General features: G+C 59.1%; 18 protein-coding genes and 1 pseudogene. 8 read left to right on the top strand and 11 right to left on the bottom strand.

Features of this window, described 5'->3' with window-relative positions; genetic code table 11:
• Positions 1–248: 248 nt before the first annotated feature.
• The 4 genes from alsS to ACVIGB_RS21105 all read right to left on the bottom strand — a co-directional run bounded on the left by alsS (position 249) and on the right by ACVIGB_RS21105 (position 5,925).
• Entirely contained in the window at positions 249–1,976 is a 1,728-nt protein-coding gene (gene alsS / locus ACVIGB_RS21090) for an acetolactate synthase AlsS (protein WP_456721194.1), read from the bottom strand.
• A 125-nt stretch (positions 1,977–2,101) separates the two neighbouring features.
• Positions 2,102–2,932, bottom strand: a complete 831-nt coding sequence (gene budA, locus ACVIGB_RS21095; RefSeq protein ID WP_456721193.1) for an acetolactate decarboxylase — start codon at positions 2,930–2,932, stop codon at positions 2,102–2,104.
• 464 nt (positions 2,933–3,396) lie between these two features.
• Positions 3,397–4,299 carry a helix-turn-helix domain-containing protein gene (locus ACVIGB_RS21100; protein ID WP_456721192.1) on the bottom strand — a complete coding sequence of 301 codons (903 nt, stop codon included), beginning with the start codon at positions 4,297–4,299 and terminating at the stop codon, positions 3,397–3,399.
• A 204-nt stretch (positions 4,300–4,503) separates the two neighbouring features.
• Positions 4,504–5,925 (bottom strand): aldehyde dehydrogenase family protein, encoded by a 1,422-nt coding sequence (locus ACVIGB_RS21105; RefSeq protein ID WP_456721191.1) that lies wholly within the window; start codon positions 5,923–5,925, stop codon positions 4,504–4,506.
• Between the two features lie 91 nt (positions 5,926–6,016).
• Here ACVIGB_RS21105 and ACVIGB_RS21110 point away from each other — a divergent pair, with 91 nt between their 5' ends.
• Positions 6,017–6,922, top strand: a complete 906-nt coding sequence (locus tag ACVIGB_RS21110) for a LysR substrate-binding domain-containing protein (RefSeq protein ID WP_456721190.1) — start codon at positions 6,017–6,019, stop codon at positions 6,920–6,922.
• 441 nt (positions 6,923–7,363) lie between these two features.
• Complete coding sequence (locus ACVIGB_RS21115) at positions 7,364–9,472, top strand: P-loop NTPase fold protein (RefSeq protein WP_456721189.1); 2,109 nt, start codon at positions 7,364–7,366, stop codon at positions 9,470–9,472.
• Between the two features lie 221 nt (positions 9,473–9,693).
• Here ACVIGB_RS21115 and ACVIGB_RS21120 read toward each other — a convergent pair whose 3' ends face one another.
• The 7 genes and pseudogenes from ACVIGB_RS21120 to ACVIGB_RS21150 form a co-directional block, all read right to left on the bottom strand.
• Positions 9,694–9,957: a helix-turn-helix domain-containing protein gene (locus ACVIGB_RS21120; protein WP_456721188.1), complete on the bottom strand. Its 264-nt coding sequence runs from the start codon at positions 9,955–9,957 to the stop codon at positions 9,694–9,696.
• Positions 9,958–10,147: 190 nt separating this feature from the next.
• A pseudogene (locus ACVIGB_RS21125) lies at positions 10,148–10,449 on the bottom strand (IS630 family transposase); the annotation flags it as partial.
• 207 nt (positions 10,450–10,656) lie between these two features.
• Positions 10,657–12,114, bottom strand: coding sequence for a flavin monoamine oxidase family protein (locus ACVIGB_RS21130; RefSeq protein WP_456721187.1), 1,458 nt, complete (start codon positions 12,112–12,114; stop codon positions 10,657–10,659).
• A 157-nt stretch (positions 12,115–12,271) separates the two neighbouring features.
• The gene (locus ACVIGB_RS21135; RefSeq protein WP_456721186.1) at positions 12,272–13,273 is read right to left on the bottom strand and encodes a hypothetical protein; all 1,002 of its coding nucleotides are present in this window, start codon (positions 13,271–13,273) and stop codon (positions 12,272–12,274) included.
• A gap of 25 nt (positions 13,274–13,298) precedes the next feature.
• Entirely contained in the window at positions 13,299–14,660 is a 1,362-nt protein-coding gene (locus ACVIGB_RS21140) for a hypothetical protein (protein ID WP_456721185.1), read from the bottom strand.
• A 129-nt stretch (positions 14,661–14,789) separates the two neighbouring features.
• Positions 14,790–14,984, bottom strand: a complete 195-nt coding sequence (locus tag ACVIGB_RS21145; protein ID WP_456749203.1) for a hypothetical protein — start codon at positions 14,982–14,984, stop codon at positions 14,790–14,792.
• A gap of 391 nt (positions 14,985–15,375) precedes the next feature.
• Positions 15,376–16,341, bottom strand: a complete 966-nt coding sequence (locus ACVIGB_RS21150; protein WP_456721184.1) for an iron-containing redox enzyme family protein — start codon at positions 16,339–16,341, stop codon at positions 15,376–15,378.
• 599 nt (positions 16,342–16,940) lie between these two features.
• Here ACVIGB_RS21150 and ACVIGB_RS21155 point away from each other — a divergent pair.
• The 6 genes from ACVIGB_RS21155 to ACVIGB_RS21180 all read left to right on the top strand — a co-directional run bounded on the left by ACVIGB_RS21155 (position 16,941) and on the right by ACVIGB_RS21180 (position 26,516).
• Positions 16,941–17,960: an iron-containing redox enzyme family protein gene (locus ACVIGB_RS21155; RefSeq protein ID WP_456721183.1), complete on the top strand. Its 1,020-nt coding sequence runs from the start codon at positions 16,941–16,943 to the stop codon at positions 17,958–17,960.
• A gap of 275 nt (positions 17,961–18,235) precedes the next feature.
• Entirely contained in the window at positions 18,236–19,018 is a 783-nt protein-coding gene (locus ACVIGB_RS21160) for an iron-containing redox enzyme family protein (RefSeq protein ID WP_456749204.1), read from the top strand.
• Positions 19,019–19,431: 413 nt separating this feature from the next.
• Positions 19,432–19,929: a hypothetical protein gene (locus ACVIGB_RS21165; RefSeq protein WP_456721181.1), complete on the top strand. Its 498-nt coding sequence runs from the start codon at positions 19,432–19,434 to the stop codon at positions 19,927–19,929.
• A 23-nt stretch (positions 19,930–19,952) separates the two neighbouring features.
• Positions 19,953–22,046, top strand: coding sequence for an NAD(P)-binding protein (locus tag ACVIGB_RS21170; RefSeq protein ID WP_456721180.1), 2,094 nt, complete (start codon positions 19,953–19,955; stop codon positions 22,044–22,046).
• Positions 22,047–22,476: 430 nt separating this feature from the next.
• On the top strand, positions 22,477–24,069 hold the full coding sequence (locus tag ACVIGB_RS21175; protein WP_456721179.1) for a hypothetical protein: 1,593 nt from the start codon (positions 22,477–22,479) through the stop codon (positions 24,067–24,069).
• Positions 24,066–26,516: a hypothetical protein gene (locus ACVIGB_RS21180; RefSeq protein ID WP_456721178.1), complete on the top strand. Its 2,451-nt coding sequence runs from the start codon at positions 24,066–24,068 to the stop codon at positions 26,514–26,516. Before ACVIGB_RS21175 ends, ACVIGB_RS21180 begins: the two co-directional genes overlap by 4 nt.
• Positions 26,517–26,594 lie beyond the last annotated feature (78 nt).

A 26,594-nucleotide genomic window follows, 5' to 3' on the forward strand; every position in this document is an offset into this window, starting at 1 on the left:
CGTCGAACTGACACCATTGGCTCCTACGTCAGACGGAGTGGGCGCACATAGCGATTGGCTCCGCGTTTCAGCGCCCAACACCCATTTTCCTGATTTCGCGAGCCGCAATAAATTGCTCGCGGGTAGCTCGGAGGTGGTCTCTAGTTTCTCGGGCTAAGCCGAGCTTGACATAGCCTCACTCTCTCTCGTTAAAGGTGTAAGCGGGCCGGCACTACGCTGCCGGCGCCACCTGGAACTGTCGTGTGCCGCTAGTGGAAGCTGTCGTCGTTGACCATCTCGAAGAGCTTGTGGTTGTCCCGATAGTCGACATGAACGCCGATGAGCACCGGACCCTGCTGATAATCCAGCGCCCGTTTCAGCACCGGCGTGATCTCTTCGGGAGACCTGATCATCAGGCCTGTGGCGCCGAACGCTTCTGCATACTTGACTACATCCACCGGACCGAAATCGACGCCGGAGGTCCGGCCATACTTCGCGTTCTCTTGCACGCCGACCATGTCGTAGGAACCGTCGATCCAGACCATGTGGACGATGTTCTGCTTTAGCCTGACGGCGGTCTCCAATTCGGCGGCTGAGAACAGGAAGCCGCCGTCGCCCGAAATCGACAGCACTTTTTCGGCCGGCCGGACGATGGAAGCGGCGATTGCCCACGGCAGGGCGACACCCAAGGTCTGCTGACCGTTGGTGATAAGGATCTGCCTCGGGTTGTAGCTGTAGAGGTGACGTGCGAGCCAAAGGTGGAAGGATCCCATATCGAGGGAAAGGGTGATGTCCGTATTGAGAAACGGCTGCAGTTCGTGAACCAACCGCATGGGATGAATTGGCGTGCCCGCGAGTTCCGCCGCCGCTCTTGCCAATTCCTCGCGATGGCTCATGATTTGCCGAAGGACCTTGTCCGACAGGGCCGAGCGATGGGCGCGCTTCACTAGGGACGTCAACTGATTGAGCGTCGTTGCGATATTCCCCTGGAGTTCGACGCAGGGTCGGTAGCAATTGTCCAGGTCGGCCGGAAGAACGTCCACATGGATCAGCTTGCGAGGGTTGGTCCTGTTCCATTCCGACGGCGGATATTCGATAGGATCATAGCCGATCGTGATGACCAGATCGGCGGAGCCCAGCAATTCGTCCGCCGGCTGGTTGGCGAGTTGGCCAACGCGTCCGCCGAAATTCTCGAAGAGATGTGCACTTAGCGCACCTGCCGACTGGAAGGTACCGACAACCGGCAGTTTATTACGATCGATGAATTCTTGAACGGCCTCCGCATTGGCTGGCTTGCTGGCCAGAAGTCCGAGCAGGACAACAGGGTTATTGGCAGCGTTGATCAAGCGAGCCGCTTCCGCGATCGCCGCACCGTCAGCCGGGCCGAGGCCTGAATGCTTGGGCGGCGCCACCACGTCATGCGTGCACGGCGCCGCCATGATGTCTTTCGGCAAGTTCACGTAGGCCGCGCCGGGCCGACCGGATTCGGCCGCGCGGAACGCGTTCGCGAGCGCCTCGCCGACCGCGTCCGAAGAACCAACGGAGACGCTGTACTTGGTCACCGGCCGGAGAACAGACACGCCGTCTAGACTTTGATGGACGGGTTTCAAGGACTCGGAAGTAGGAGCGGCGCCACCAAGCGCCACGATCGGATCGCCTTCGGAATTGGCCGTCGCCAGGCCCGTCGCAAGATTCGAGACACCCGGACCACTCGTCGCAATGGCCACCCCTGCCTTACCCGTCATGCGGCCAATTCCGCCCGCGATGAACGCCGCATTTTGTTCGTGACGACATACAACGGTCTTGATTTTGGAATCGACGAGCGCGTCGAATACCGCGTCGATCTTGGCGCCGGGGATTCCGAAGACATGAGTGACACCCTGGGCTTCAAGCGTCCGGACCACCAGTTCCGCGCCCGTTTGCCGTGACCCGGTGTGATCCGCGATCAGTTTCACCTCCGGCGCCGCCGGCGATTTTTTCTTGACGGGACTGTTCATCATTGTCTCCTGAAGTTGAGGTTGGGTTTTAATGGCGAATGAGTCTGCGGCTGGCCAGATCGATAGACTGCCTCTCGGGTGTACGCGGGAGCGCGTGGACGTAATGCGTAGATTGGTGAGGCCGCCTAATGTGCCTGCTCGGCGTAAGCCAGCTCTTCGGGCGAGTTCTTGCTGAGATCGGCCTTGAGAAACCTTTCGGTTTCCGGCAGCGCGAGATGGTAGTCGGCCAGCGGCTCCATTCTCAGCCGCAACTTCGAGGCGGAACAGTCGAGGAGATGTCCGCCGTGCCGGCGATCCTCGGAGATGAAATGAAGATGGTATCCCGGAATACTGAACGCGCTGGAGAAGCCGGGAGACCATAAGCCAACGAGCGTGCCTTCAATGTGCTCGAAGTGAAATTCGCTTTGAGATTTCGCGGCCTCCGCAAGGCGCGCTCCTTCTTGCGGCGGACTGACCGCTCGGGTGCGAATGGCCGAGAAGTGGCCATCAAGGCGCACCGCGTAGAAGATGTTCGCAGAATTGCGCAAGCCGTCGCACCGAGCCGTCAGCTCGGCGAGCGTCGCCAAGGGCCCGATTTCGACGTCGATTTGCGGAGCAAATCGGGTTACGACGGCGAAGGGAGCACCAGCATCGTCAGGCGCTTCCGATACGTGGCCGGTGCCTCTAACCTGATAGACGCGCCCTTCGACGATGACCATCTCGCCGTCCAGATCCGCGAAGGTACCAAGACCAAAATCCCCGTGATCGAGAATGGCTTTTACGCTGACGGCGCGAGAGTAAACGCCGGCCACCAGCGCGCCGGATGTAGAGACTTGAAACAAGGTGTGCACCTTTGTTCCAAGGTGTCCGGCAAGGGCCGCGGTGATGTAAGTGGATTCGTCGCCACCGACGCGCGCGATTTCCTCGTCGAGCGCGGTCTTGAGCGACCTCGGAATGTCTATGGTCACGGTTGGCATTTGGTACCTCATGCATTCAAGGCGAGTCCGAATCTCCACGCACTCGTCGGGTCGACGCGATTGTGCTTGCGCGCGTCACCTGAGCCGACACCTTGAGGAGGCTGCCGCACAGTGCGTGTTCAAAACTCGACTGTGACTATGCCGAGAACGCAGATGGTCATCTTTCGTGGAACGATCGCCGCTATGACGAATCTTGCGCGACGTCTGAGAGCATGGCGGAACCTTCGAAAACCGTGCAGCATCGAACAGAGCTGTAAGAAACGGCGGTTCAATTGCGGCAGAGTTCTAGCGCCAAGTTTGAGCGTCCTGAACTTCCCCCCAGCATTAAATTTGGGGTCTGCCCGTCGTGCCGCTCTGAGCCGCAATCAAAGGCGTCAAAGGCACAATTGGGTCACATCTCGTTCAAGCAAAGGATGTCGAGAGCGCGATCCCTATAGTCTGCGAGCCGAAACTCTGCTCGCTTTCTATTCCTTGAGCGCCCGGCGCCATGCGCCTGGACTCACGCCGACAATACGGGTGAAGTGATGCGTGAAATGGCTTTGATCGCAAAAGCCGCATTCCGCAGCGATGTCTGTGAGCGACAGCCGGTCATCGCACAGCTTTTCCTTGGATAGCACGATGCGCTGCTCAATAAGCCAGTTATGCGGCGCCACTCCCAGTGTGCTGCGGAAGGCGCGCGAGAAATGAGCCACCGACAGGCCGCACTCCCGCGCCACCTCCTTAAGCGGCACGCCCTGAAGGTTGGCGCGAAGAAATTCTTTCGCACGTCGCTCCTGCCAGGGCGCGAGCGCGCCTCGCATCGGCCGCGACTCCGGCCGCATGCCTCCGTAAGTCTGGGCGATGTGCACCCCAAACGCCATGAGAAGGTGGTCGACAAACAACGGATTGGCTTGATCGGGATGGCTGAGGGTGGGAAGCAGCAAGCTCCCCAGCTTAGAGATGATGACGTCGTTGACGCCCACTCCGGGCTTATAGCTCAGATCGCCAATTCGCGGCGCGTTGGCATCGTCAGCGATCGCGTCCAGCGCCGCACGCGGCAGATAGAAAGCCAAAGTGTGATAGGGCTTGTCGAGGAGGCTGCTGGGCTCCCGTTTTAGATCTGACAAAATGAACTCGCCGGCCCGCAAGTCGCACATCGGAGCTTGTTGGCCATCTTCCCAGTATCTGCAACTCGGACGATCGCGGAGTTGCAAAGCGACGAGAAATGCATCTTCCTGTCGAAGCGAGCCGCTCATTTCCGAAATCGGATTGTCACATCGGACCTCCGTGACGGCGATGTCAGCTTTACGCAATGTTCGGGTGGAGATCGCAGGTGCGTTTTCGACCTGAAATCGTTCGCCGAGCCGTCGTCCATAAGCGTCAGTCATTGCTCCCTCCAATCGGAGAGCCGTCGTGCTTCACACCGCGCGACCGCTTCGGACAGTGGTCTACTTGCCGGCCTGCCCAGGCGGATAATTAAGCACGAGCGAGAATCGAACGATGTGGTACGTCTCCGATCAGAACGCCGAAATCGCAGGCGGTGGCCATCCGTGACCGCACAGTCCAGAGGTCTCGAGGCCACTCGCCCGGTGTCAGATCGCGGTCAGGATAGCCTTCGGCTCAAGGAATGCTTCGAGTCCATACACACCGTTCTCGCGACCGATCCCGGATTGTTTGACGCCCCCGAAAGGCGCGAGCGATTCGTGGGTGAGCGTATTCACCTGCACTCTGCCAGCATCGATTTGGGCGGCGACGCGCAGAGCTCGCTTCGTGTCGGCGGAGAATACGTAGCCTTGAAGACCGTACGTTGTGTCGTTCGCGATGGAGATCGCCTCCTCCTCATCGTCGTAAGGCAGAACGGACAGGACCGGCCCGAAGATCTCTTCCTGCGCGATCTGCATGTCGTTGCGAACATCGGTGAAGACCGTGGGACGGACGAACCAGCCGCACCGCAGGTGTTCGGGACGGCCCTCGCCTCCGGTAAGGAGACGGGCGCCTGCCGCGACGCCGCTACGGATGTAGCGCTGCACGCGCTCCCACTGCTTCTCACTCACCATAGGCCCGATCACGGCGTCCGGATCGTCGGGGAGCCCCACTTTGGTGGCTTCCACCGAGCGCCGGATCAGTTCTTCCGCCGCCAGTTGAATGCTGCGCGGCACCAGGATGCGCGTACCGGCGAGACACGCCTGGCCGCTGTTTATGAAGCCGGCCGCGACCGCCATGGGAATGGTCTTCTGCAGATTGGCGTCGTCGAGAATGATCGTCGGCGATTTGCCGCCGAGCTCCAGTGTGACACGTTTGCAGGTCTCCGCTCCGACCCGGAGGATCTGTTTTCCCACGGCGGTCGACCCTGTGAATGAGATCTTCGCGACATCGGGATGCGAGGCCAGCACGGCACCAACCGTTTCGCCGCGCCCCGTAAGGATGTTGACAACGCCGGGCGGCAGTTCTGCCGCAAGGAAAGCGTCGATGACGACATCGGTCTGGAAGGCGCTCATCTCGCTGGGCTTCACGATCGAAGCGCACGCGGCGGCCAGCGCGTACGCGACTTTCGAGCAGATGAAGCCCGCGTTGCTGTTCCAGGGCGTGATGAGGCCGGCTACCCCGATCGGTCTCATGACGACGTCCGCAGTGCCCGCTTTCCGTTCAAATTCGTAGGATTCGAGAATCTTGATGGCATCGGCGACCGATTGCGTAGCGTGGTGGGCGGCGGCCTCGGCGCGCTTTGCGGGAGCGCCATACTCCAGCATCGAGGCCAGCATGATCGCCTTCTGTCGGCGTTCGATTTCCGCATGCAACCGCCTGAGCATGTCGATACGTTCGGCCTTCGACATACGAGAAAGCGGGGCCTGGGCCGCCTTTGCGGCAGCGATAGCCGCCCGAGCGTCCTGCTCGTCCGCCAACCGGACCTGGCCTATGATTTCCTCCTCAGACGGGTTGAACAGTTGGAAGAACTCCGTGCCGTGGGGCACCACCAGCTTTCCGCCGACGTAGGCTCGTTCGATCTTGCGCATTCCGGATTCCTTTCGTTCGACACACATAGCGCTCCTAGATTGACGGCATAACCGATCCAATTCAGGATGAAGTGGTGCAGGAAATCGAACAATGAAGCCCGGCTTAGCCGAACTCACTGCGGTGCTGGCTGTCGCGCGGCAGCGCAACTTCCGCGCAGCGGCCGACGAGCTCGGGATGTCTCGCTCCGCACTGAGCCATGCAGTGTCCACCCTCGAGCGGCGGATGGGCGTGCGGCTATTCAACCGAACCACACGCAGCGTATCGCTTACCGAGGCCGGCGAGCAGTTCGTCGCCAGCGTCTCGCCCGCACTCAAGCAAATCGAGCATGCGGTCATGGCAGCGACTAGCCGCCAAGCTACGCCGTCAGGTGCGCTGCGGATCAACGCTTCCGTCGAAGCCGCGCATCAGATGTGGCCCATCTTCGAGGAGTATGTTCGGCGGTATCCTGCAGTCACCCTTGATCTCGCAACCGACGGACGCTTCGTCGACGTCGTGGACGAAGGATTTGATGCCGGCGTCAGGCTTGCTGAAAGCGTGCCAAAGGACATGGTTGCGATACCCATCGGCCCGCGGCAGAGCTTCGCGCTCGTCGGGTCGGCAGCATATTTTCGGAAGTACCCCAAACCGAAGTCTCCGGCCGACCTGAAGGATCATCGTTGCATTCAGAGGCGCCTCCCCAGCGGGTCCGTTTTCAGATGGGAGCTCGAAAAGCGGGGCGAGCGATTTCTCGTCGAACTAAACGGGGTCCTGACATTGGACGAACCGGCCCTGGTGCAAAAGGCGGCGTTGGCCGGCTTGGGCCTTGCGTATCTAAACCTGTTGCAGGTGCTTCCGGACATCAAAAGGAATCGTTTAGTTCGTGTTCTCGATGAGTGGACCGAGCCCTTCGACGGCATATGCCTCTACTATCCGGGACGACGGCACGTTCCGGCGGCGCTACGAGCACTCGTTGATCTCGTGAAGGAGATCAGGAGCGGGAAGTCACGGGAGAAGTAGCCGGAATCACGCATTAAGCACTTTCGGTCGACATCTCACTGCCCCTGCAAATCTTTTGCAACATAATCGACCCTTTCCGGAAATCGCCGGTTCGTCGAATTTTCGGCTCCGCGCCAACTGCGGCCATTCACTCATCGAATGTTATGGAAATAGTCCACGATCTTAAAGAGCCTCGCAGAAATGTGGTTTTTGTGCCGCGGAGGCAACCGCGACGCAGTGCTCGGCGGGGTCAATCTCGGTTGACTCAGCCACGGCAGAGAGTGGATCAGTTCTGGTCCCGTCGTCGTCGATGCTCATCCTGGGGACAACCTCACTTAGCAAACCTTGCGGTCGCCCGTCTAACTTGCGGAACGCAACATAGAGCCTTAGTTCAGGATCCGGGAGAAAATTTCAGCTAACCGACCGATGTCGCCTGACCAATGTCGGCCAAGGGAGGATCGCGTGACGACCGTGAAAGTTGCGCCACTCGGCTATCTGAGCGATCAGGAGACCAAGGTCGACCTGCTCAACAACGAGGCGATCGCACGAACCATCGTTCGGCTGATCAACGAAACCTCGAATTCGGCGGTGACGATCGGCGTCCATGGCGATTGGGGCGCGGGAAAATCCAGCGTGCTTGAAATGGTCGAGGCGGCTTTCCCCGAGGGCGGCGACGTACTTTGCCTCAAATTCAGCGGCTGGCAATTTCAGGGCTTCGAGGATGCCAAGATCGCTCTGATCGAAGGCGTCGTGAACGGACTCATCGAAAAGCGCTCGCTTCTGACCAAGGCGGGTGACGAGGTCAAGAAAATCATCAAAAGCCTCGATTGGCTGAAAGTCGCGAAAAAGGGCGGAAGCCTCGCAATTACTGCCTTCACCGGGATTCCAGTCTTCGGTCTCGAAGATATCTTTGGCGGCGCGGTCGAGTTGATCAAGAACACCGTAACCGATAAGGACTCCCGAGAGGCCGCCCTGAAGCAGCTTGGGGATCTGAAGAAGGAGAAGACGGACGAGTCCGCCAGCAAAAACGTTCCAGCCGAAATCAAGGAGTTCCGAGAGGCCTACAAGGAGCTCATCAAGAAGGCCGACATCAAGCGACTTGTCGTCTTGATCGACGACCTTGACCGCTGCCTGCCGCAGACAGCCATCGAAACGCTGGAGGCTATCCGCCTGTTCGTGCTGTGGGACAAGATCGCCTTCGTGGTCGGCGCGGACGAGGGAATGATCGAAGTAGCCGTCCGCGATCACTTCAAGAACCTGCCCGACATGGACGCCCTCGCGACCATGCGCGACGCACCGCAAAACTACACGCGGTCCTATCTGGAAAAGCTGCTCCAGGTCCCCTTTCGCATCCCTGCGCTGGGCGAAACTGAGACCGGCATCTACGTGACGCTCCTTTTGCTCGGAAGGGTGTTGGGCGAGGAGTCAGCGGAATTCACCAAGCTTCTTATTCTCGGTCGAACCGCTCTGGCCCGCCCTTGGCAAGGCAAAGGCATCGAGCGAGAGTCTATCAAGGAAGCGGTCGGAAAGCGTTTCGAAGAGATCATCGAGCCGTTGAATCTGGCCGATCGGGTCAGTCCGGTGTTGGCCGCCGGAACGAAAGGCAATCCTCGTCAGATCAAGCGCTTTCTGAACGCCCTCGCCCTTCGGCTCGAAGCTGCGCCTCTCGCGGCGGTGAAGCTGCATGCGCTGAAGGAAGATGATTTGCTCACCTGGCGTGAAGGACTGCCAAAGGAGCTCAAGGTCACGACAAAGCAGCGGCTCATGAATGACCTAAAAGCCGCTCTCAACGCCTCATGGCCGCGGCTCACCGCGGTTAGAAAGAAGCTAAATCCCACGTTTCTCACCGACGTGAGAGCCGGCTTCAAAGCCGAGCGGATCGACGACATTGATGAAACATCGGTAGCTCGAGACAATCAGATCCTGACGGATCAACAGGTCTCTGAGATACTTCAAGCAGCATTCGAGGTTGACGAGGAGCAAGGATTCGAGGGCGATTTGTACCAGATCGTCGTATGTCTGGCGGCCACCGGTGCGCGGTATGCCCAGGTCCGGCGCATGCGGGTAAGCGACCTACAAACCTCTCAGCGTCGTCTAATGGTCCCAGGCTCGTACAAAGGGCGCGGCGGCAATGGCGGCTCTGTCCCCGTGCCGGTTGGTGACGATGTTATTGAGACACTTTTGCCCGCAATCGTCGGGCGGCCCAGCGATTCGACGCTATTCCAGCGCTGGCTCCACAAACAGGAGCCGAACGGCATCGACTGGAAAAGGTCCGAACGTGGCCCATGGAAAAGAGCTGAGCTTACACGCCCTTGGAGCGCTATTCGCGAACGCACCACTATGCCTGACGTTATTCCCTATGCTTTACGGCACTCGAGCATTGTGCGCGGCCTCCGACAGGGTCTACCGATCCAACAGGTCGCCAAACTGCACAACACCTCCGTCAAAATGATCGAGCGGCACTACGCGAAGTACATTGCGACAGCGCTGGAAGAGCTGGCCAGAGCGGCAGTGGTGCCACTGATACCTAGGAGCGGAAGCAATGTGGTGCCTATGGGAAAACGGGCATAAAAAGCAGGCGAGATAGGGCCCGACCGCGATAATGCCGGTCGCCTACTGGTTTCCCTCGGTCCAAGGACAGGCCGCTTCATCACACCCCGGTGCGGGCACCCCCACAAGCCGGTCTCGTCCGTCGAAAGAGCAGACCGAAAAACGCGCGAGCAAAATCGGCTGAAAGATATTGGTTGCGCGGCCAGAGTGACTCGTCAAGAGAGGCCGATAGCGGCGGTCGCTCATGCCAATACGGCGGTGCCTAGGAGTGCGACAAGCGATCGCACGATCACCAAGCGTCGGCGTCCAACTGTTGTAGTGATGATTTGGCCGGCACCTATCAGCTCGTAGAGTTTTGTACGCCCCAAGCCGGTCGCTTCGCATGCTTCATCGATCGTACAGCTGAGCCGCTCAGAGAATGGAAGTGGGTTCGGCTCTCTGGGTTCCGTAGTCACGGCAGCGCAACTCGACTTCTTCCGTCCGTCGTTCTCCGATCGACCGCCCATAGTCCCTCCTTGTCGCGAAAGCAGACACCTAGATAATCCGGGAATGCGAGAAAGCACCGGCTTTATACAGAGCGCAACAAGAGCGAGACTTCAACACGGCCGCAGGATCGCCTGGATGAGCCGCGGCTATTTCAATCCAGCCATCTCACCTGCACGTCAAAATTCAGCAAATTCGGACACACGTGATGAAGCGGTACAATAAAGCGTGAACAGTCAGATGAGATAGCCATCGCGTTGGCCAGCAGCGTCTAGCGTTTGCGGCCGGCAGGGCCTCATGCTTGCCGGTCAGCTTGCGCTCCGCGCCCGGACGCAGATCCTCGTTCAAGGCTCGCTCCAGATGCCCTCGACGAAGCGGCGCTTGATCCGGCCCACGGTGGATAGGCTGACGCTCACGGTCCGGGCAATCTCCTCGTCGCGGCGACCTCCATTGGCCGCCAACAAAATCGGCGCCCGCTTCAGCTTGCGGGCGGCATGCTCGCCGCCGCTGAGCATTGCCGTCAGTTCGTCACGCTCGGCTTTGTGCAATTCGACCCGATATCGTCCTCCTGTCGGAGGCCTGGACGAATCGATCCATGAGTCAAAAATCAGGCACGCGCTTTACCGACACGCAGGGGCGATGTGGGCGTCGCGCGCACGCGGGCCCGGGAGCGGTGGGTCCAGCGAAACGCGCGCGAAGTCCCGAAGCGTCGTCGTTGCACATTAAGCGAGGCCCTCGTTGCAGACGATGGCGGACGCCGCCGCCAATCCCGATTGGAGCGCACCCTCCATGTAGCCAAAGAACGGCAGACAACAGTGTTCGCCCGCGAACACGAGCCGCACGTTGAAGGGGCGGCTTAGGAACGGGCCGATCCGCGTGACTTCGCCCGGAGCAGGACATGAATAACCCGCTTTCGTCCATTTTTCGTCGGGCCAGGAGACGAACGTGGGATTGCCGACCAGATTGCCCGAATAGCCCGCGAAGAGCTTGTCCAATTCACCGGCGTAGTAGGCATTTAGCTGGAGCTCGCCGGAAGCGCTCAGCAGTTGGATCGCCGCCTCCGCCGCACGGCCTCCTGCGAACAGACTGAGCTCCACGGTCTGATCCGCCATCTGAATCTGATTGTCCGTTCCCTCCCAGGTCAATCCGATCGTCTCGGACGTGCCGTTGGGAGACAGACCTGCGCCGAACCAGAAGCGACTTTTGAGTTCGCTCAGATACTTGATCGCCACGCCCATCGAGACCCGAAACTCAGGTGGAATGGGTGGATTTATTCTGATCTCGCCGGCAAACGACGCAGACGGCCACAAGCTCGGCGGAATCGCGAGCACGACGTAGTCGAACTCGGTTTCCCCGCCGGCCGCTGACGTGAGGACCACCTTGTCCGCACGGATGTCCACCAGCGAAATCGGCGTTTCCATCTCGACCTTTCCGCCGGCTGCGACGATGCTCTTGGCCAGCTTGATCGCGAGCGCCTGATTGCCGTGTTCGCACTTCACGGTCTCCGATTGGGTGAAGTAATCGTCGGGCTTGCCATGAAGTCCACCGCCCCGAACCGCGGCCAGGTTGGCCAGCAGGCTCTGCCGATCGCTAGGCGCGCCGTTCGTATTGGCGAACTGGGCTTCCAGCGCCCGCTTCGCAAGATCGCTGCAATCCTGCATCTTTATCCATGTCGCCAGGCTCGTCTTGTCGAGATTGTGGGCGTGGGGCGCCTCCCAGCATTTGTAGGGATCCGGCAGCTTCCTCGCTTCCGCGCAGAGTTTCGCGATCGCCGGCTCCATCTCGTCGTAGACCTGCTTCGCCTCCTTGGGCGACAACAACCTCCCTTCCAGCGACAAAGGCATCTCGAGATCCAAGGACGTGAAGGCGTCCTCGGTCGTCAGCACCGTAAGACCCAGATCGAACTGCTTCGCGAGCATCAGCCAGGTGGGATGGTTGTACCCGATCAGTTCCGCACCCGCTTCGATCGCACGGTGAGACGAAGCATGGAGTTGGGTCCACACCCTGCCACCCACGCGATCGCGCGCCTCGTAGACGTGCACCTCGCACGTTCGGGACAGATTGTGACCGGCCATGAGACCGGCGAAACCCGCGCCGACGACGGCAACGCGCGCCTTCTTCACCGCCTTCGCCGGGGCGAACATAATGTCCGTGTCGAATTTCTGAGAGAAATCGGCCATCCGGTTTTGCAGATCGCGTTGTCTTTGAAACGCTGGCGGCCTTGTTCCGAACCGTTGGTCCAGTCGCGCGTAGAGAGAACGAGCCATAATGTCTCCTTACGAATGAATTCAAATCCTGGGCAGAAGCGACACGACGACCGGTCCGCGCCCGACCGATCTAGGCTGTCCGCACGTCGCCACGACCAGCGCGAGCAGAAGATAGGGCGGAGGTGCACACACGCTCGAACTGCGCGACGGCAGCCGCATCGCTCCTAACGCGATTGACGTAGCGTGCCGAGTTCATTGCGACATCGAGACTGGATTTCAACTCCAGTTCCGGCGCGACCAAGAGGCGGCAACCCATCTCCGCACATATCCGCATGACGGCTACGATGTCATCGGGCCGCAGGGAGGACAATCGGATCGCCGCATCCCGATCTCCCGGTTCGATCCATCCGAGGCCCATGAGCATCGTGAAAAGCATGAGCGGTATCGGGCCGTACGGCTCCGTTGCAAACTTGTCGGCGGACTCAATGTGAGAGCCTAGACGAAGAAATACGTTGTACAAGAAAAGAGCGGCAGCTCTCGTTCCACTCAGCAATTCAGCGGCGAATTCGAACGAGACGATGTCCGCCCGGAACTCCTCGACGTAGATGAGAGGCCAGGCCGTCTGACCAGCGACGCGGAAGTAGCCGTCCTGGTACTTCCGGGCAGTATCGTAACCCAGCAAGTGACCCGCTTCATGAACGAAATATTCGTCGGCAGCCACGATTCGAACGTCCCCGATCGACGCTTCCACCTCAGCCTGGCAAGAAGGTCCGAGGAGCGCTCGTAGATATCGACGGCGGCTTACCCAGCGCGATGCCGCTTTCCCGACATCGACCATGTCGAAGGGCATAGCGCAATTCGTATCGCGCGGCACGAAATGGGATCTCTTGTACAGGACGTCCGGCTCGTTGAGGAATGCACCATGGCGTTCGCTCACGAAAGCCGCCGCCAGAGCGACCGTCGCTTTGCCGAGCCAAAGCGGATGTCGACGCAGCGAACCGTTTACGAGATCGTTGTTGAGCTCGCCATCCGATGGGACGCCCCATCGACCGATCAGACGCGATTCTTCGCCTCGCGATCTGCTCTGCACGCGGTAATTTCCAACAAACTCGAATTCCGGGCCACCAAACATGAACGATCCGCGTGGCGAGCATTGACTAATGAAGCGACAACCCAAGCTCGACCGGCGGGATCCTCCGGTCCTCCGCCGCGAGGGCCAGAAGCTCCATCAACCGTGCCCTTTCCGAGCCCGCAACTAACGCTGGAACGGTGAGTGCAAGCTTCTGCCGCCGGATCTCGATGTCTCGAACAACCTCTCGACGGGCTAGATCACACCGGGCAATCACGCACAGGACGTCCTCGGTCAGAGCCAAAACAGCACCAAAGCTGCTTGCGCGCTCGAGCAGAAAGTTGCGGACAGCGGCCAGCCAGGGATTCATTTCGCCAGACACCATCATCGCGCCCGGCACGACCAGCTCCTTGAGCGAGGCAGCGAACTTTCCCGCGCAGATGATCTCGTCGTGGGTCCGCGAGAACGCCAAACAATGGAAGGCTGCCTCACCGACGGCGTTCAGAAGATATTGGGCGAGTGCGGGCGAATGCCGCACTTGGTGTTCCTCATAGGCCGCCGGAGAGGCGTTCCACCGCTTAACCAACTCGTCTGGCTGTCTGCCTTCGAGGTGCTGCAGAGCAGATCCCTCCTGTGCTTGAATCTGATCGAGAGCCCGTACCAGAAAGTAGTGAGCGAGCTGTACGCTCCGAAGGCCTAGTTCCGCTTCCGAAACGGAAATCGGCTGACCGCTATCCAGGAGGTCTTTCAATCCATCGGCATGGCCGTGATCCAAATCAAGAGTCATATGGCGACGCCAACCTGCGAAGAACTTGTTCAGTCCATAGTTCGCCTCGACCGAGTCGTAGAACTCCTCACTGTCGTCGCCGAAGACGATGCTCGATTCCTGAAAGTAAGCGATGAGAAGATGTCCTATCCAACTTTCATCGGCGGCGCGAAGAGCGGTCTCTTCGAAACCGGTCGATGCCGGCAACGGAACGTACGACTTGACAGCCTCCGGGTCGAACCTGAGGTTGGGATCGTCGACGAAGTAGAATTGGTCGCAGTGCCAAAACTCCTCCAACGCATCCTCTCGAAAGAAGCGCTTTAAGAGCTCCGCTTGAGTCCGAGACGCCATTCTCGCAGCGATCACTCCTGCTGATCGCGAGATATGGTAATTGTGGATCACCCACGCAACTAGCTGCGCTTTCGAGGCTCTCCCGGACCGGATGATGTCCCAAGCAGGATGGCCGTAGTATTCCGAGTAGAAGAGAGAGCGTATCGGCTGGAAGCGATGGAGCAAATCGCACAAGCGAAGTTCGCGAACCGCCTCAGGCATAAAGCACCCCTGGGCATCGAGAAGCGCGACCACACCCGCGCTCTCCCTATCCAGGCGTTGCCGCGACCCATAGCTTCGCTGAGCGAGAAGTTGGCGCAGGATCGGAACGCGGTCGAGGGCTTCCTTCGGCATATAGACTTCCCAATGGGCGAACCGCAGATGAACTCCCTCTCCCGTTTCCTTGAGGACGACCTCGGGTCGCAGTCTCCTTGCCTCGAGTGCCACTCCGTACGATCCGGTCCGCGACGGGGCCGGCATGGATCAACGCACGATGACCGAAGTCGCCTTCGTAGTCACGCGGACCGAGGTGCCTTTCGGCAAGCCCAACAAATCCAGAAGCTGATGGATCTTTTCGGGAGTGTCGTGAAGATTCGGAACATTGCCCGAAATAACCAATTCCCCGCTCGAACCTTGAGTCACCTCGAGTTCGGTAGAAACAGACTTCTGTTCGGCCATGACGCCCCCTCAAAAAACTGATGGACTATATCGGTAGTATATATCTAAGATTGCATTCCGGCACGCGAAATTTCGCGCGACAGTTAAATAATTCAGGTGCTCGTCATTTGACGCTCGGCCCTTGCAGCTAAGACGAAGGGCCAGATGACGGCACATCGCCGTAGAGGCAGGAATGCGGCATCTCTTCGCGGCCACGATTCAGCGGGGATCCAGCGTCCGAAGACATCCTCGCCGCCAGGGTTTGGTGCCGATGTTTGCGACCGCCGCGGTGCAGTTTGACTCTCCATCAGCTTCAGCCCGCGCTTCCGGACCAAGCATTGAAGCCGATCAGTATGCGAAATTACAAACACCGGATATTCGCTCGCGATGTTGGTTATCAGGCAGAACAAACCTAGTAATACTCGAGAATGCCGTCGAAGAAGCTCGAAAACGACTGCGTCATTCCCCAAGCTCCTCGAATGGCTCGGTGCGCCTCGTCCTCCGAGAAGTAATTCCTGCCACGGATCAACGTCTCCAGAAGTATCTTGTCGTGATCAAGTTGCAGGTCGAGAAGTGTGTGTTTGAGAAACGCGTCAAAGACCGGTCCTGATCGCGGATACATGCGGGAAAAAGCTTCAAACTGGCCTGACGCAGCGTCTGGCGTCTGCCCCACTCGAGGCGAGTGGAGCACGCCATAGCAACCCAGATATCCCCAACTGTCCGACTTCGCCAGTTCAGACATGTACAAAATCAGGCTTCTTGTCGTCGGAATTGGAGCGGCTGCCCTTAGGCCATCTTCGTTGATGCCGCAATTCACTAGCGCTCGGAGAAACATTTCGCTATGGCCGAGCTCTTCTTCGTAGTGGTCTTTCAATCCAAGAAGCATTTCCGCGTATTGGCAATTTCTAACGGCGAGAAGATTGTGCTCGTCGGCGCCGAGAGTTCGATGATAGAATTCTGTTCCCCATCCGAGAATCTGGGATTCGCTCGCGTTTCCGCTCAAAAATATTCTCCAGAATGGGTTTTCGAAAATCTCGAGAGCCCAGTCGTCACAAATTTTGAAATAGGCTTCAATCTGACGCTCAAGATCGCGGCTCGCGACCAACATGCCAACGTCGGTAACATGGCCATGTTCTGCTAGGGCGCCGAACAGATCGGCGAAGCCACTCTTTGAAAGTCCCACCTCTTTCCTTATTTCGGCAACGGACAAGCCGCCCGACATCAGCGGCACTGCTCTTCGCAGTACGTCTGCGGCCGTCCGAGCAAAGGAAATTTCGATACCTGGAGCCCGCAACGTAACGAGCGCCAGACTGTCCCTCATCCGCACGTGCGGAGAGAGAAAAGGCCGGGCATCGTCATCGAGCATCGCAATCAGCACGCTGGTAAGGTCGAAAGCATGTCCGTCGAGGCCTTGTCCGAGGCACCGCCGGACTGACGTTCAACCTCTAACGGACCTGCGCTCTTCAGAGGAAGCGAGCAGCCTGCAATCTTCCTGACACGACAAGCGCAAGCTGCGTCAGGACAGAATGTACCGCATGACCCATTATCCGTATCGAATACGGGGCGTGTCGACGAATCCGTGCCGGTCATTTCCTGCAGCCACCGCCTGATTACCGATCGAACCGCCTACTTTACGATGACGCCTATAACGGGCATCGCTGTCGGCTTCCTCTGCTTGCTGACTTGAATCGTTATTTCCGACGTCAAGTCCTTCGGATCCGATTCCTCGACCCGCACCTTAGCTTTTGTGCCCTTCGGCACGTGAACGACCACTTCTTCTTCAGGGAGCGGCTTTCGCCCAGAAATTGAACTAGTCATAGCAATGATCTCCGGTTGAGACCGCACGAAACTACATGCACGCTCCGATTGCCGCAAGACCAAATTGCGTGATAGGATCAAATATCGGTCTCCTGCTGCAGCACCGTCGGCGCAACTGCAGCGCAGCAAAAACGCACGGAATTGTACGGGGGCAAGTCAATGCAGATGAGTGCTCGTCCGGCTCTTCGCTTTCCTGTTCAAATAGACGAGGAGAGACATCTTCTTGTCTTGTCGACGAACACGGATTATTTCGAATTTCGGGGTGTGCCGTCGCAAGCATTTGCCGGTGTGATCGAACGCATCGACGGTGTTTCGACGGTTGCCGAAATAGCGAAAGGCGCAAACGTCGAAGAAGGAACGTTGGCGCGATTCCTTTCAGTTTTGCGCGAACACGATCTGGCGATCGAGGCCGAACCGGCCGGTTATACCGGACAAGAACTCGCCTCACTGCTTGCCGATCTTTACCGAGATTGGAATCCCAGCTTGTTTTCGCGGTCACTCTGGTCATCCCTGACGTGGGGTACGGCAACTCAAGGCGTTCTGGACGGCTGGCTCATTGAATCCTACCATTTCATCCGTGGCGCAAATGCGCGATTGGCCTACGCCGCTGCCTGTACTTCGGATACGCGCGTGAGACGCATATTCGCGAAGCACCATTCGGAGGAATACGATCACTTTCGATTTTTCGCCGATAGCCTCAAGCGTCGCAATATTGATCCGCTGACGGTTGATAAGGTTGGACCGCTCCCATCGACGATGGCCGTCATCAACATGGCTAGACGTGCGGCCCGCATCGACCATCTCTGCTATGCGGCGTGCTCTGGACTACTGGAATCTACCGGCAGCGACGCCGCGCGAGCGCGAAGTTTCTATGACGCCGTAGCCCGCCATTATGATCCGGACAATACTGGATTTGTCGAACCAATGATCCAACACGTGGCGCTCGACGAAGGGTTCAATCACGGAAGCGTCATGCGCGATGTATTTGAACCTATCAAAGAGATCTGCTCTGAACGGGCAAACAGGATTATCGCGACCGTCTCTTTGTTCAAGGAAACGCTCGAGTTGTGGTTCGACGAAATAGAAAGATATTACTTCCTTTACGGCGTGTTCGATATCGGTGCGAAGCGGCGCTCGTATCGCTCAGAGGCGTCGCAGCGTCCAGAAACGAAGGTCTAGAGCGATGTTCATTCTCCATCCCAACATCTCTACTCGGACTGAACCTCGTTCACTCGTAGTCGAAGACAATACGATGGCCGTTACGTTCGAAGGCATCAGCGCCCGACGCCGCTGCTGCGATTCTCAAGACTCTTCATCTTTCCGATTCAATCGAAGACCTAGCGGGACGCAGCGGCGTTTCGACCGGAACCGCCAGACAAATACTCGACGTACTTTCGAGCGAGCAGATGATCTTGGATTTGAGCACCGCGAGAAGCTTGAGGAAAAGAGCGCTTGTGAAGAAAATTCGTGAGGCTTCGATCTTCTGGAACAAATTCATCATGTCGCAGAAATTTCCCCAACGCCTCTTTGGGTACGAAGCGACCAAAAGCGAGGTTCTGGGGTGGGGAATTGAACATTACTTTTTTGTTCGGGCTGCAAATGAATACATGGCTGCCGGTGCAAGCCGCATCGACGGCTCTACCAAGCACCTATCCGAACTGTGGACGCACTACGCCGAAGAAGCTCTTCACGATGAAATCTTCCTGAATGGCTTGGAGAAGTGCGGTCTATCCCGCCGTGCAATCGACAATAGACCGCCGCTTGCGTCAACGTTGGCTTTGACGAATTTTCTCTATGAGAAGAGCATGGATAGTGCCCTGTCATACTCGGCGGTCTTCTGCGTCATGCAAGCGCGCGAGAAACCTCCGACGGTGAAGGAAATCGAAGATAAATATAGCGGGCTGCGCTCAAACTACGATTATGCTTCCGCCTTGTTCAGCGCGTTCGAAATGCACGACAAGATTGATGCGGAAATGAAGCACTCGGAACTAACGATCGAGGCGATAATTGAGATGGAGTGGCCGATGTCGTACGGCCAGGTCATGAAGATATTTGAGACCATTGAACAAACCGCAAATCATTTCGTCCTATTCTTCGATGGCATCAGCAATAAATATCGTTCTCCTCGAGTCGTGACATACCGTCAGCCCGGGAACGCGGTTGGCGCTCGGTTTACGACCGCGCCGAAGATGTCAAGTGATGCCCTTCCGAGTAGTCCACACGAGCACTACTCATAGGCCACCGATCGACATGCCCGGTCAGCGTCGCGATCTTGTGCTCGCGGCCGATCGGCGTGCGGGTAACACTCCGTGCGTCTCGTAAGGACCACGCCGCCGCGAGACAAGCCTTTTGCACTGATCTGACGCCCTGCCGACGGCAAGAGCGGGCAGCCTGGCGACGGTTCGAAACCTGTGAGGACTACCAGACGGTACTTGCGGCGGGTTTGGATGATCACGGACGGCGACTCCGAAGGACTGTCGGCATTCGGCGGTGGAAGCCGCTCTGACTTAGTCCGCGATCGACGACGTGGGCGACCTTGTATCCCTGATCGCACAGCAGGAACGCTTGCGATCGCTCGATGCTACCTTCTTGGCGTCGGGCCGCCTCCTAACCACGCAGGCCGACTTGATCGGTATAGCAGGACGATCGCATGACGACGACATCCGAGCCGCCGGCACCGCGCCCCAAGAGCAATATCGCGCAGATCGTATCGGCAGCCGTCGCGATCGTGGCGCTCGCGGGCATCTATGTTCAGGTCCACCTGACCCGGATCAACGCGCAACGCGCGAGTGCGCGTCAGGTTTACCTAGCGTACAGCCAGGCGACGTTACAGTACCCCCGTCTCGCGAGGCCCAACTATCTTCGGCTGAAGTCGGATCCGGACCCGACCGAACTCGTCCGCTATCAGATCTACGTGGCCAACATGCTGACGGCCTACGATGAGATCTTCCAGATCATCGACGACAAGGAATGGATCGCTTCGTTCGGTTATGACATCGAGGATCACCTGCCCTATCTTTGCGAGCAGAACGATCCAAAATACTATGCTTCCTTCACTCTGAGGACGCGAAAACTAATCGATCGGCAGAAGCTGTCGCACTGCGCGAACTTGCCGCCCATCCTCAAGAATGCGCCGAACTATCCATGAACGCCGAAGTCAGGAGCAGCAGCATGAAATCGAAAAACGAAAGACAGCGGCAGCGCCGGACATACGCGCGGGTGGTCCGGGCCGAGCACAGCCGCAAATTCGGAAAGAGCTTCTGCGATCTCACCCTGCGGGCCGCGCGGGCAGCGGACGGCGCGACATCTCACATATATTCCGCGACCTTTTTTTCCCGATACAACATCTCAATTCCGGATCAGCAGTACCGGTCCCTGCGACTCTGTCACGCCCTGTGCGCCACAGGAATTGTCACGCGTGACAAGAAGGTGGCCATCGTGGGAGCCGGCATCTCCGGGATGACGTGCGCTGTGGCGCTGTCTGCCCGGAGCGATTGCATCGTTCATGTGTTCGAATCGGACCACCTTCTGCTGCGCCGTTTCCGGGAAGCGCCCTTCCGATATCTGCACCCCGACCTGAATCAATGGGCAATCGAAAGCCCGATCAATCGGTACAATCCGGCCAGGCGGACACTGTTTCCCTTCATGAATTGGTCGGGCGGCTACGCGCCCCTTGTCGCCGAGCAACTCGCCGGCGCCTTTCATCACTATAGATCCTGCCTGGGGATCGCTCTCGGTTTTGATCAGCCCGCGTTCGAGGTTTTCGGGCGAGGCGGCAAGCCGATGCTTGTTCTGGACTCACCGTCGTTTCCGGCAGCCCTGCTGGAAGCTATTTCCGCATCCCCGCCTTCCGAACTAGACACGGCGTTTCAGAAGGTTCGGAAGGATCAGGTGGCGGATGCCATTGAATACGACGTCATCATCGTCGCCACCGGATTCGGAAAGGACAAGCAGCTGCGCGATAGCGAAAGCAAGCGCCCGCTGGCGAACGATTGCTCGTACTGGCAATCGGGCAATCCGGATTTCTACCGGGCCGCGGGATTCAAGGAAGGCAAGCGCAAGCGAATTCTGATTTCTGGAAACGGCGAGAGCGGCATGATCGAATTGGCGCACTACCTGATCCGCGACTTTGAACACCATCGGATATTCGAATTCCTGCCATTGACCAATATCTCCCCGGAGCTGTGGTTTCGATTTTGCGGCGTGGTCGGCAACATGCGCTATCGGAAGATCGAACTCGGTTGCCCCGAAGAATATGGGCTCGCTGGGCCGGTTTCCTGGTATTGGGGGCAGCGGGCCGCTGGTTTCCCGCGCACGGCCGCTGGGGAAGCGGCACCGTACCGCGTCTCGCGGGTCGTGCGGGGTCTCGAAAGGAAGATCTATGACAGGATCGATGCCGAACTGGGCGGCCAGGGCATCGGGGCGCCGCTGGCAGCGGCCGTGATCGAGTCAATCGAAAAGGCCGTTGACGGCGATCTGTCGGCGATGGCCAGCCACGAGATAGAGGACGCGATCGAAGTTGTTTTTGACAAGAGGGGATACAACGCGGCTGTCGTGTCTGCCAAGTTCAAGGACGAGTTTTGCGTGCTCGTTGCCGGGCCGTCGCCTACCGTCTACTCCCGGCGGCAATCGCCGATGGGCTGGTATATGGTAAGGTTGCTGCGCGAATTCGGTAAGTTCGAATACAAACAGGCGATGCTAAAGACCGCGACATTCATCGATGGTGCGATGGAAGCCGAGTTCGAAGGCGGAGAGCCATCCCTTCGTTTCGATGCGGTCGTCGTCCGTACCGGCCCGGACTACAAGGCGGGCTTGTACGGTGAGTTCAGGCGGGCAGAGGCCGCGTTCTCGGCCTACACAATCGCAGGCAACCCGGGCACGGGGGACGAGCTCCCCTTTCACATTGAAAATGAAACCCGCTCGAAGGAAGGCTACCGGTATTTTCTGACGAGTTATTTTCGTACTCTCCTCTGGAGACGGGCGATCGGGCGCGCGGCCCCGTTTGAGGATCTGAACGAAGAGGATGACCTTAATGGATCGGAAATATATCTTTTGAATTGTGCGGATCGGCTGTCGATAATGATTCACCGGCGGGGCGACGTCGCAGACCGGAAAATGTGCGACGCACTTTTCCGGAAATTAAAAGCGGCGCAGTCGCATCGCGTCCGGCTGAATGGGCGGCAGGCGCTTGAGAGGCTCGGCAACGAGATCGCGCGCCGACGGGCGATTGAGATAAGCAGGTCCGGTTCATCGCGTGACGATTGAGTCCCGTCGACGAGCATCGGCTCTGCGAAGTACCGCAAGCTGAAGAGTTCGATTCGAAACGATCCGGCGCACACCCTCCCAGAAAACCGGCGTGCTATTGCGCAGGGGGTTGCGGCATCGACAACGATGGCGATGGACATTACGCCAAGCCACCCGGTCGTGCAGGCCTACCTTAAATACGCGCCTGCGGACCCGAAGCTGGGCGAGTTGTGGCAGACGCTGGTAAGCTCCAAAAACACCGTAAAATCGGAGTCCGGCGAAAGCTTGTGACCACCGCTGTGTACCGCCTGGCCCCGCCGCGTCTGGAGAGCGTCCGAGTGGTCGCAACCTTCAGCTGAAAACTAGCGACTGCGGGCGTGGTAGCCTTGTTTCCGATGTCGGCTCATGGAACGATCGGGCCATCTTCCCGGGAATGGTTTGACGCATCACGATGGCCGAGCTTGTTGCCGTACCGGAATGGACGCAGGTGCGCCAAAAGGGCGGTCTGGATCCGCTCGGTCTGCAAGCACCAAGTATTCGCCTTTATCAGGACCTAGTGCCCGGGATCAGCAACGTGACGCTGAGGACCCGGTATTACGGCCTCTATCCTTGGCTAAGCGAGGAGTACGCCAGGCAGAAGCATGACGCCGATCCCGAAGTCTGGAAGAAGACCGTTCGCCGTGCCGAGGCGGCGTACGCGCTGATCGCCGCGAAGGCGAACCAAGGAAAGGAACGCCAGGAAACCGGGGTGGCCGGCCTTCGTTGGGCCCGGGACACGCTGCGGGAACATGAGGGCGGCCCGGTCGAATTCGCCGATCACACGGACCCGGGTGCGAGCGGAAAGCCGTATCTGAAGCAGTCGTGGGGCGCGTTCGGTGCGGCTTATGAAAGCCAGCTTCGGGAGACCGGCGTGCTCGGGGACGCCGAGACCCATTCGCTTTCGGTCCCGACGGAAGTAGTCGGCGACGACTTCGCCAAGGCGTTCGCGAGAGCCGCCGGATATCTCGGGACCAAATTTCTGCGCCTGGTCAGGACGGGCAAGGCTTCGCTTCCCTTGTTGGAAGAGCTCGCACCGCTGTTGCCGTCCCGCATTCATCCACAAAGCCTGGAGCGCGAGGTCTACGAACGCATGCTTTTCGCGGAGTATGCCGACGCGACCGATAAGGACCATTCTCGACGCAAGACGCTGATCCTGGCGCTCCGCTTGATCGGGCATTTCGAGGAGGACATGAACGCCGAAGACATGCGGTGGCACCTGTACGCGGGGCATGACGGGAACGGTACGAAAATCCCGTTCGATGAACCGGAGCTCGAGATGCAACGTCGTCGCTGGTGGGCGTACCATGCCGGCGATCTGGGGCGCATGGCCTACGAAGGCCTGCTCAAGTGGCTGCTCGATACCCTCGAGACCCACCAGTCCGGCTTGACGACCGACCAGTTGATCGATGCGAGCCTTGAGAGGCTCGATATCCCGCAGGCAGGATGGCCGCGGACCTGGTCGGAGATTGTCGCCGGTTTGCCGAAAGCCAGCCACTGCCTTGCGGACGAAGAACCGACGTCGGAGATGGCGCTGTGTTCGACCGTGCTCGAAGCGGGAACGGACGAACGTCAGGCCCCGCTGCGTAGCGCGCACGCTGCGGTCGAGCTTCTGGCCGTTCTGTCCAGGCAATGCGGGACGGATCGGAAGTTTTTCGCCGCCCAGCACGGAGGCGATCATCCGGACGCGGCGGGACGCTCGTTCGCCAGCGAACTCGCGTTCTTGGACGACCACGGCGATACGCCGCTTCCCGATCTGCTGAAGCTCATCTTCAAGAAGCGGATCCTGCAGCGCCACCTTTGGGTGGCCATGCGCAAGCTTCAGTATCAGCGCGACTACACGTTTCTGGTCGAGACCCACGACGGCAAGCTGCGCCTGCGCGCGAAGGACGGTCCGGTGCCGACCAATCCGCGGCTCGGGCCGGCTCTGACTTTTCTGCGGGACCTGCACCTCGTCGACGAAAGCGGGCTGACGAGGCGCGGCAGCCGGTTCGTAGGCGCCGCATGAAGCTCTACGAAGCATTCCAGGATTCAGGTTTCCACACCACTATCATGACGACGTTCTGCGTCGAGTTCGACGCGTTCGAGTCCATCGTGTTGAGCCGACTTCGGGGCGCCGGATGCCGCAATGTCATGCTCGTCTGCGACGCGGACATGGTGAGCCTTGCTCTCGCGGAGGGAGCCAACCCGCCCAAGCTGGCAGGCACCAATTATCTGCTTTCGAAGGCCAGAGTGGACGGCGTCTTCCATCCCAAGGTGATCGTGCAGATCGGCAAGAACCGTGGCCGGCTGATCGTCGCTTCCGCGAACGCCACCGCTTCCGGCCTTGCCGGGAATCTCGAATTATCCGCCGGCGTCGAATGCAACGGTCAGGAAAGCCCAGAGCGCCAACTGGTGTTGGCGGGCTGGCACTACGCAACGGCATTCTTGGACGGACGACAAAAGGCGGTCGAGGACAAACTGTTTTGGGCGCGCGATCGCAGTCCGTGGTTGACGGAGGAGTCCGACCCCGGGGTCATCGTCCGGCTTTCGGACGGAACGAGCGCTGGCCTTCTGGTGGCGAATGCGCAGGCCGGGTTGGCGACGCAGTTCGCCGATCTGGTCGGGCGGCAGCGGCCGATCGACAGACTGACAGTACTGTCTCCCTACTGGGACGACGATCTGAAAGCGGTCAAGACGCTGCGGACACTGCTTCGCCCCAAGAAGACGGTGCTTCTGATCGACGCCGAAGAGAAGGCCTTCCCAGCCGACTCGGTCCCGCGCAAAGCACCCATTCAGGTCTCCGATCTACGCGGGTTCAGCCGCACCCATCTGCCGGAAACCGGCAGTCGATTCATCCACGCCAAGATGATCGTCGCCACGATCGGCCGTACGGATCACGTGCTGGCCGGGAGCGCGAACTGCACGACGCCTGCATTGGGAGACGCGGAACAGCCCGCCACCAATGCGGAGGCCTGTCTCTATAGAAGATTGCCCACAGGCATCGTATTCGACGCCCTGGACCTGGTGCAGTTGTTGAAGGCCGAGAAGGCACTCAAGCTTGGCGAAATCCCGAAGATGCGGGAGCACGAACGGCTGCCTCTCGAAGAGATGCAGGCTCGAGACCCGGGAACCTTCGAGCTCGTCTATGACACGCTACATTGGTGGCCCACAAGGACGATGAGAAGCGCCTACGATCGCGGCCGTTGCACACTCGAGCTGCTCGATGCGCATTGCAAGCCGCTGGGGTCGAAGCTGCAAGCGTTGCCCGGAACGGGTGAGGATCTGAAATTCAGGCTCACGGAGCCTGGGTTGCCGCCCGTATTCGCGCGATTCCACCATCGCGACGGCACGAAGTCGTGCATCGCGGTGATCGCGCGAACTCAGGAACTGCAGGCGCAGACGAGGGATCCCCTCACTGCTGGTGCCGAACGGGCGATCCGTGAACTGGAAATGGATGATGACGAGGGGCTTTGGCTTTTAGACGTCATTCAACGGCTGTCGACGCCCAAGTCCGAAGGAACGACGGTCCCCGGTACGGCTCGTCTCGGACCGAGCGGGAAGAATGTCCAAAAGCAGCAGACCGGACATCTCGACTACGCTGCCTTCATGAAGGGCAGGCGTCGGGATATCAAGGCGTCGGAGGCCGAACGAAGCTCGCTTTCGGGAAGCAATGGATCCTTCGTCCGCGCCGCGCTGAATCGTCTGTTGGGACTTGGTTCCTTGGGTGATGTCCAAGGTGCCGGCGAGACGAGCGAGGAAGAGACTGCCGCGATCGATACCGGGGACGAGACAGCCGGGGATGAGGCCGTCGATGAAGGATTCAATCCGCAAGACCCGCGGCAGTCGCCGAAAGCGGCGCTGGAATTGGCGAGACGGCGACGCGAAGCGGATGTCGGAGCGATCGTAGGCGCGGTGGACGACTACACGGAGGACCTGCGTCGGCCGGACCGGCCGTTCGACGAAATCGACGTCCTTCGCCTACGGGCGATGATCATGATAGTCATAGTCGCCGGATGGCCCGGGCCTCACGACGCGTCCTACAAACCTTCGCACGTTCAGGTGCTCCCCTGCCACCATCCGACCCAAGCGGAGACATGGCCGCGTCTGGTCGGTCGTCTGCTGCAGCCGGTTTTTAGTGGCGCCGATCCCGCGTTAGGCCATCTTGCGTTTGACCGTGGACACGACCGTCTTCCGAATGATCTTCTTGAAACCCTGGCGTGCTGCATGTGGTCCGCCAACGCCGCAGCGATGGCGACTAAGCTCAATCCGGCTTGCGCCAAGCTTTCTCCGATGCTGACCGCGCTCGCCGGGAGGATCGTGACGTTCCTTGGGCTATCCCGCGAGGAAATGACTGCGCCGGCATTTGCGGACGTCGTCAAAGGGCTGGATCAGCGATTCGCAAAACGGCTGCAGCTTCCCCCGTTGGCCGAGGCAGTTCTCGCGTCCGCAAAACGGCCGGCTTCAGCGATATAGCGGCAGTCATCATAGTGCCGTCGTCACGTGCAGGTCAGGCCCATTCTAAGTCGCTCCCGCGTGCCGTCCGCTGCGGCC

The sequence above is a fragment of the Bradyrhizobium sp. USDA 4341 genome, assembly GCF_054063755.1.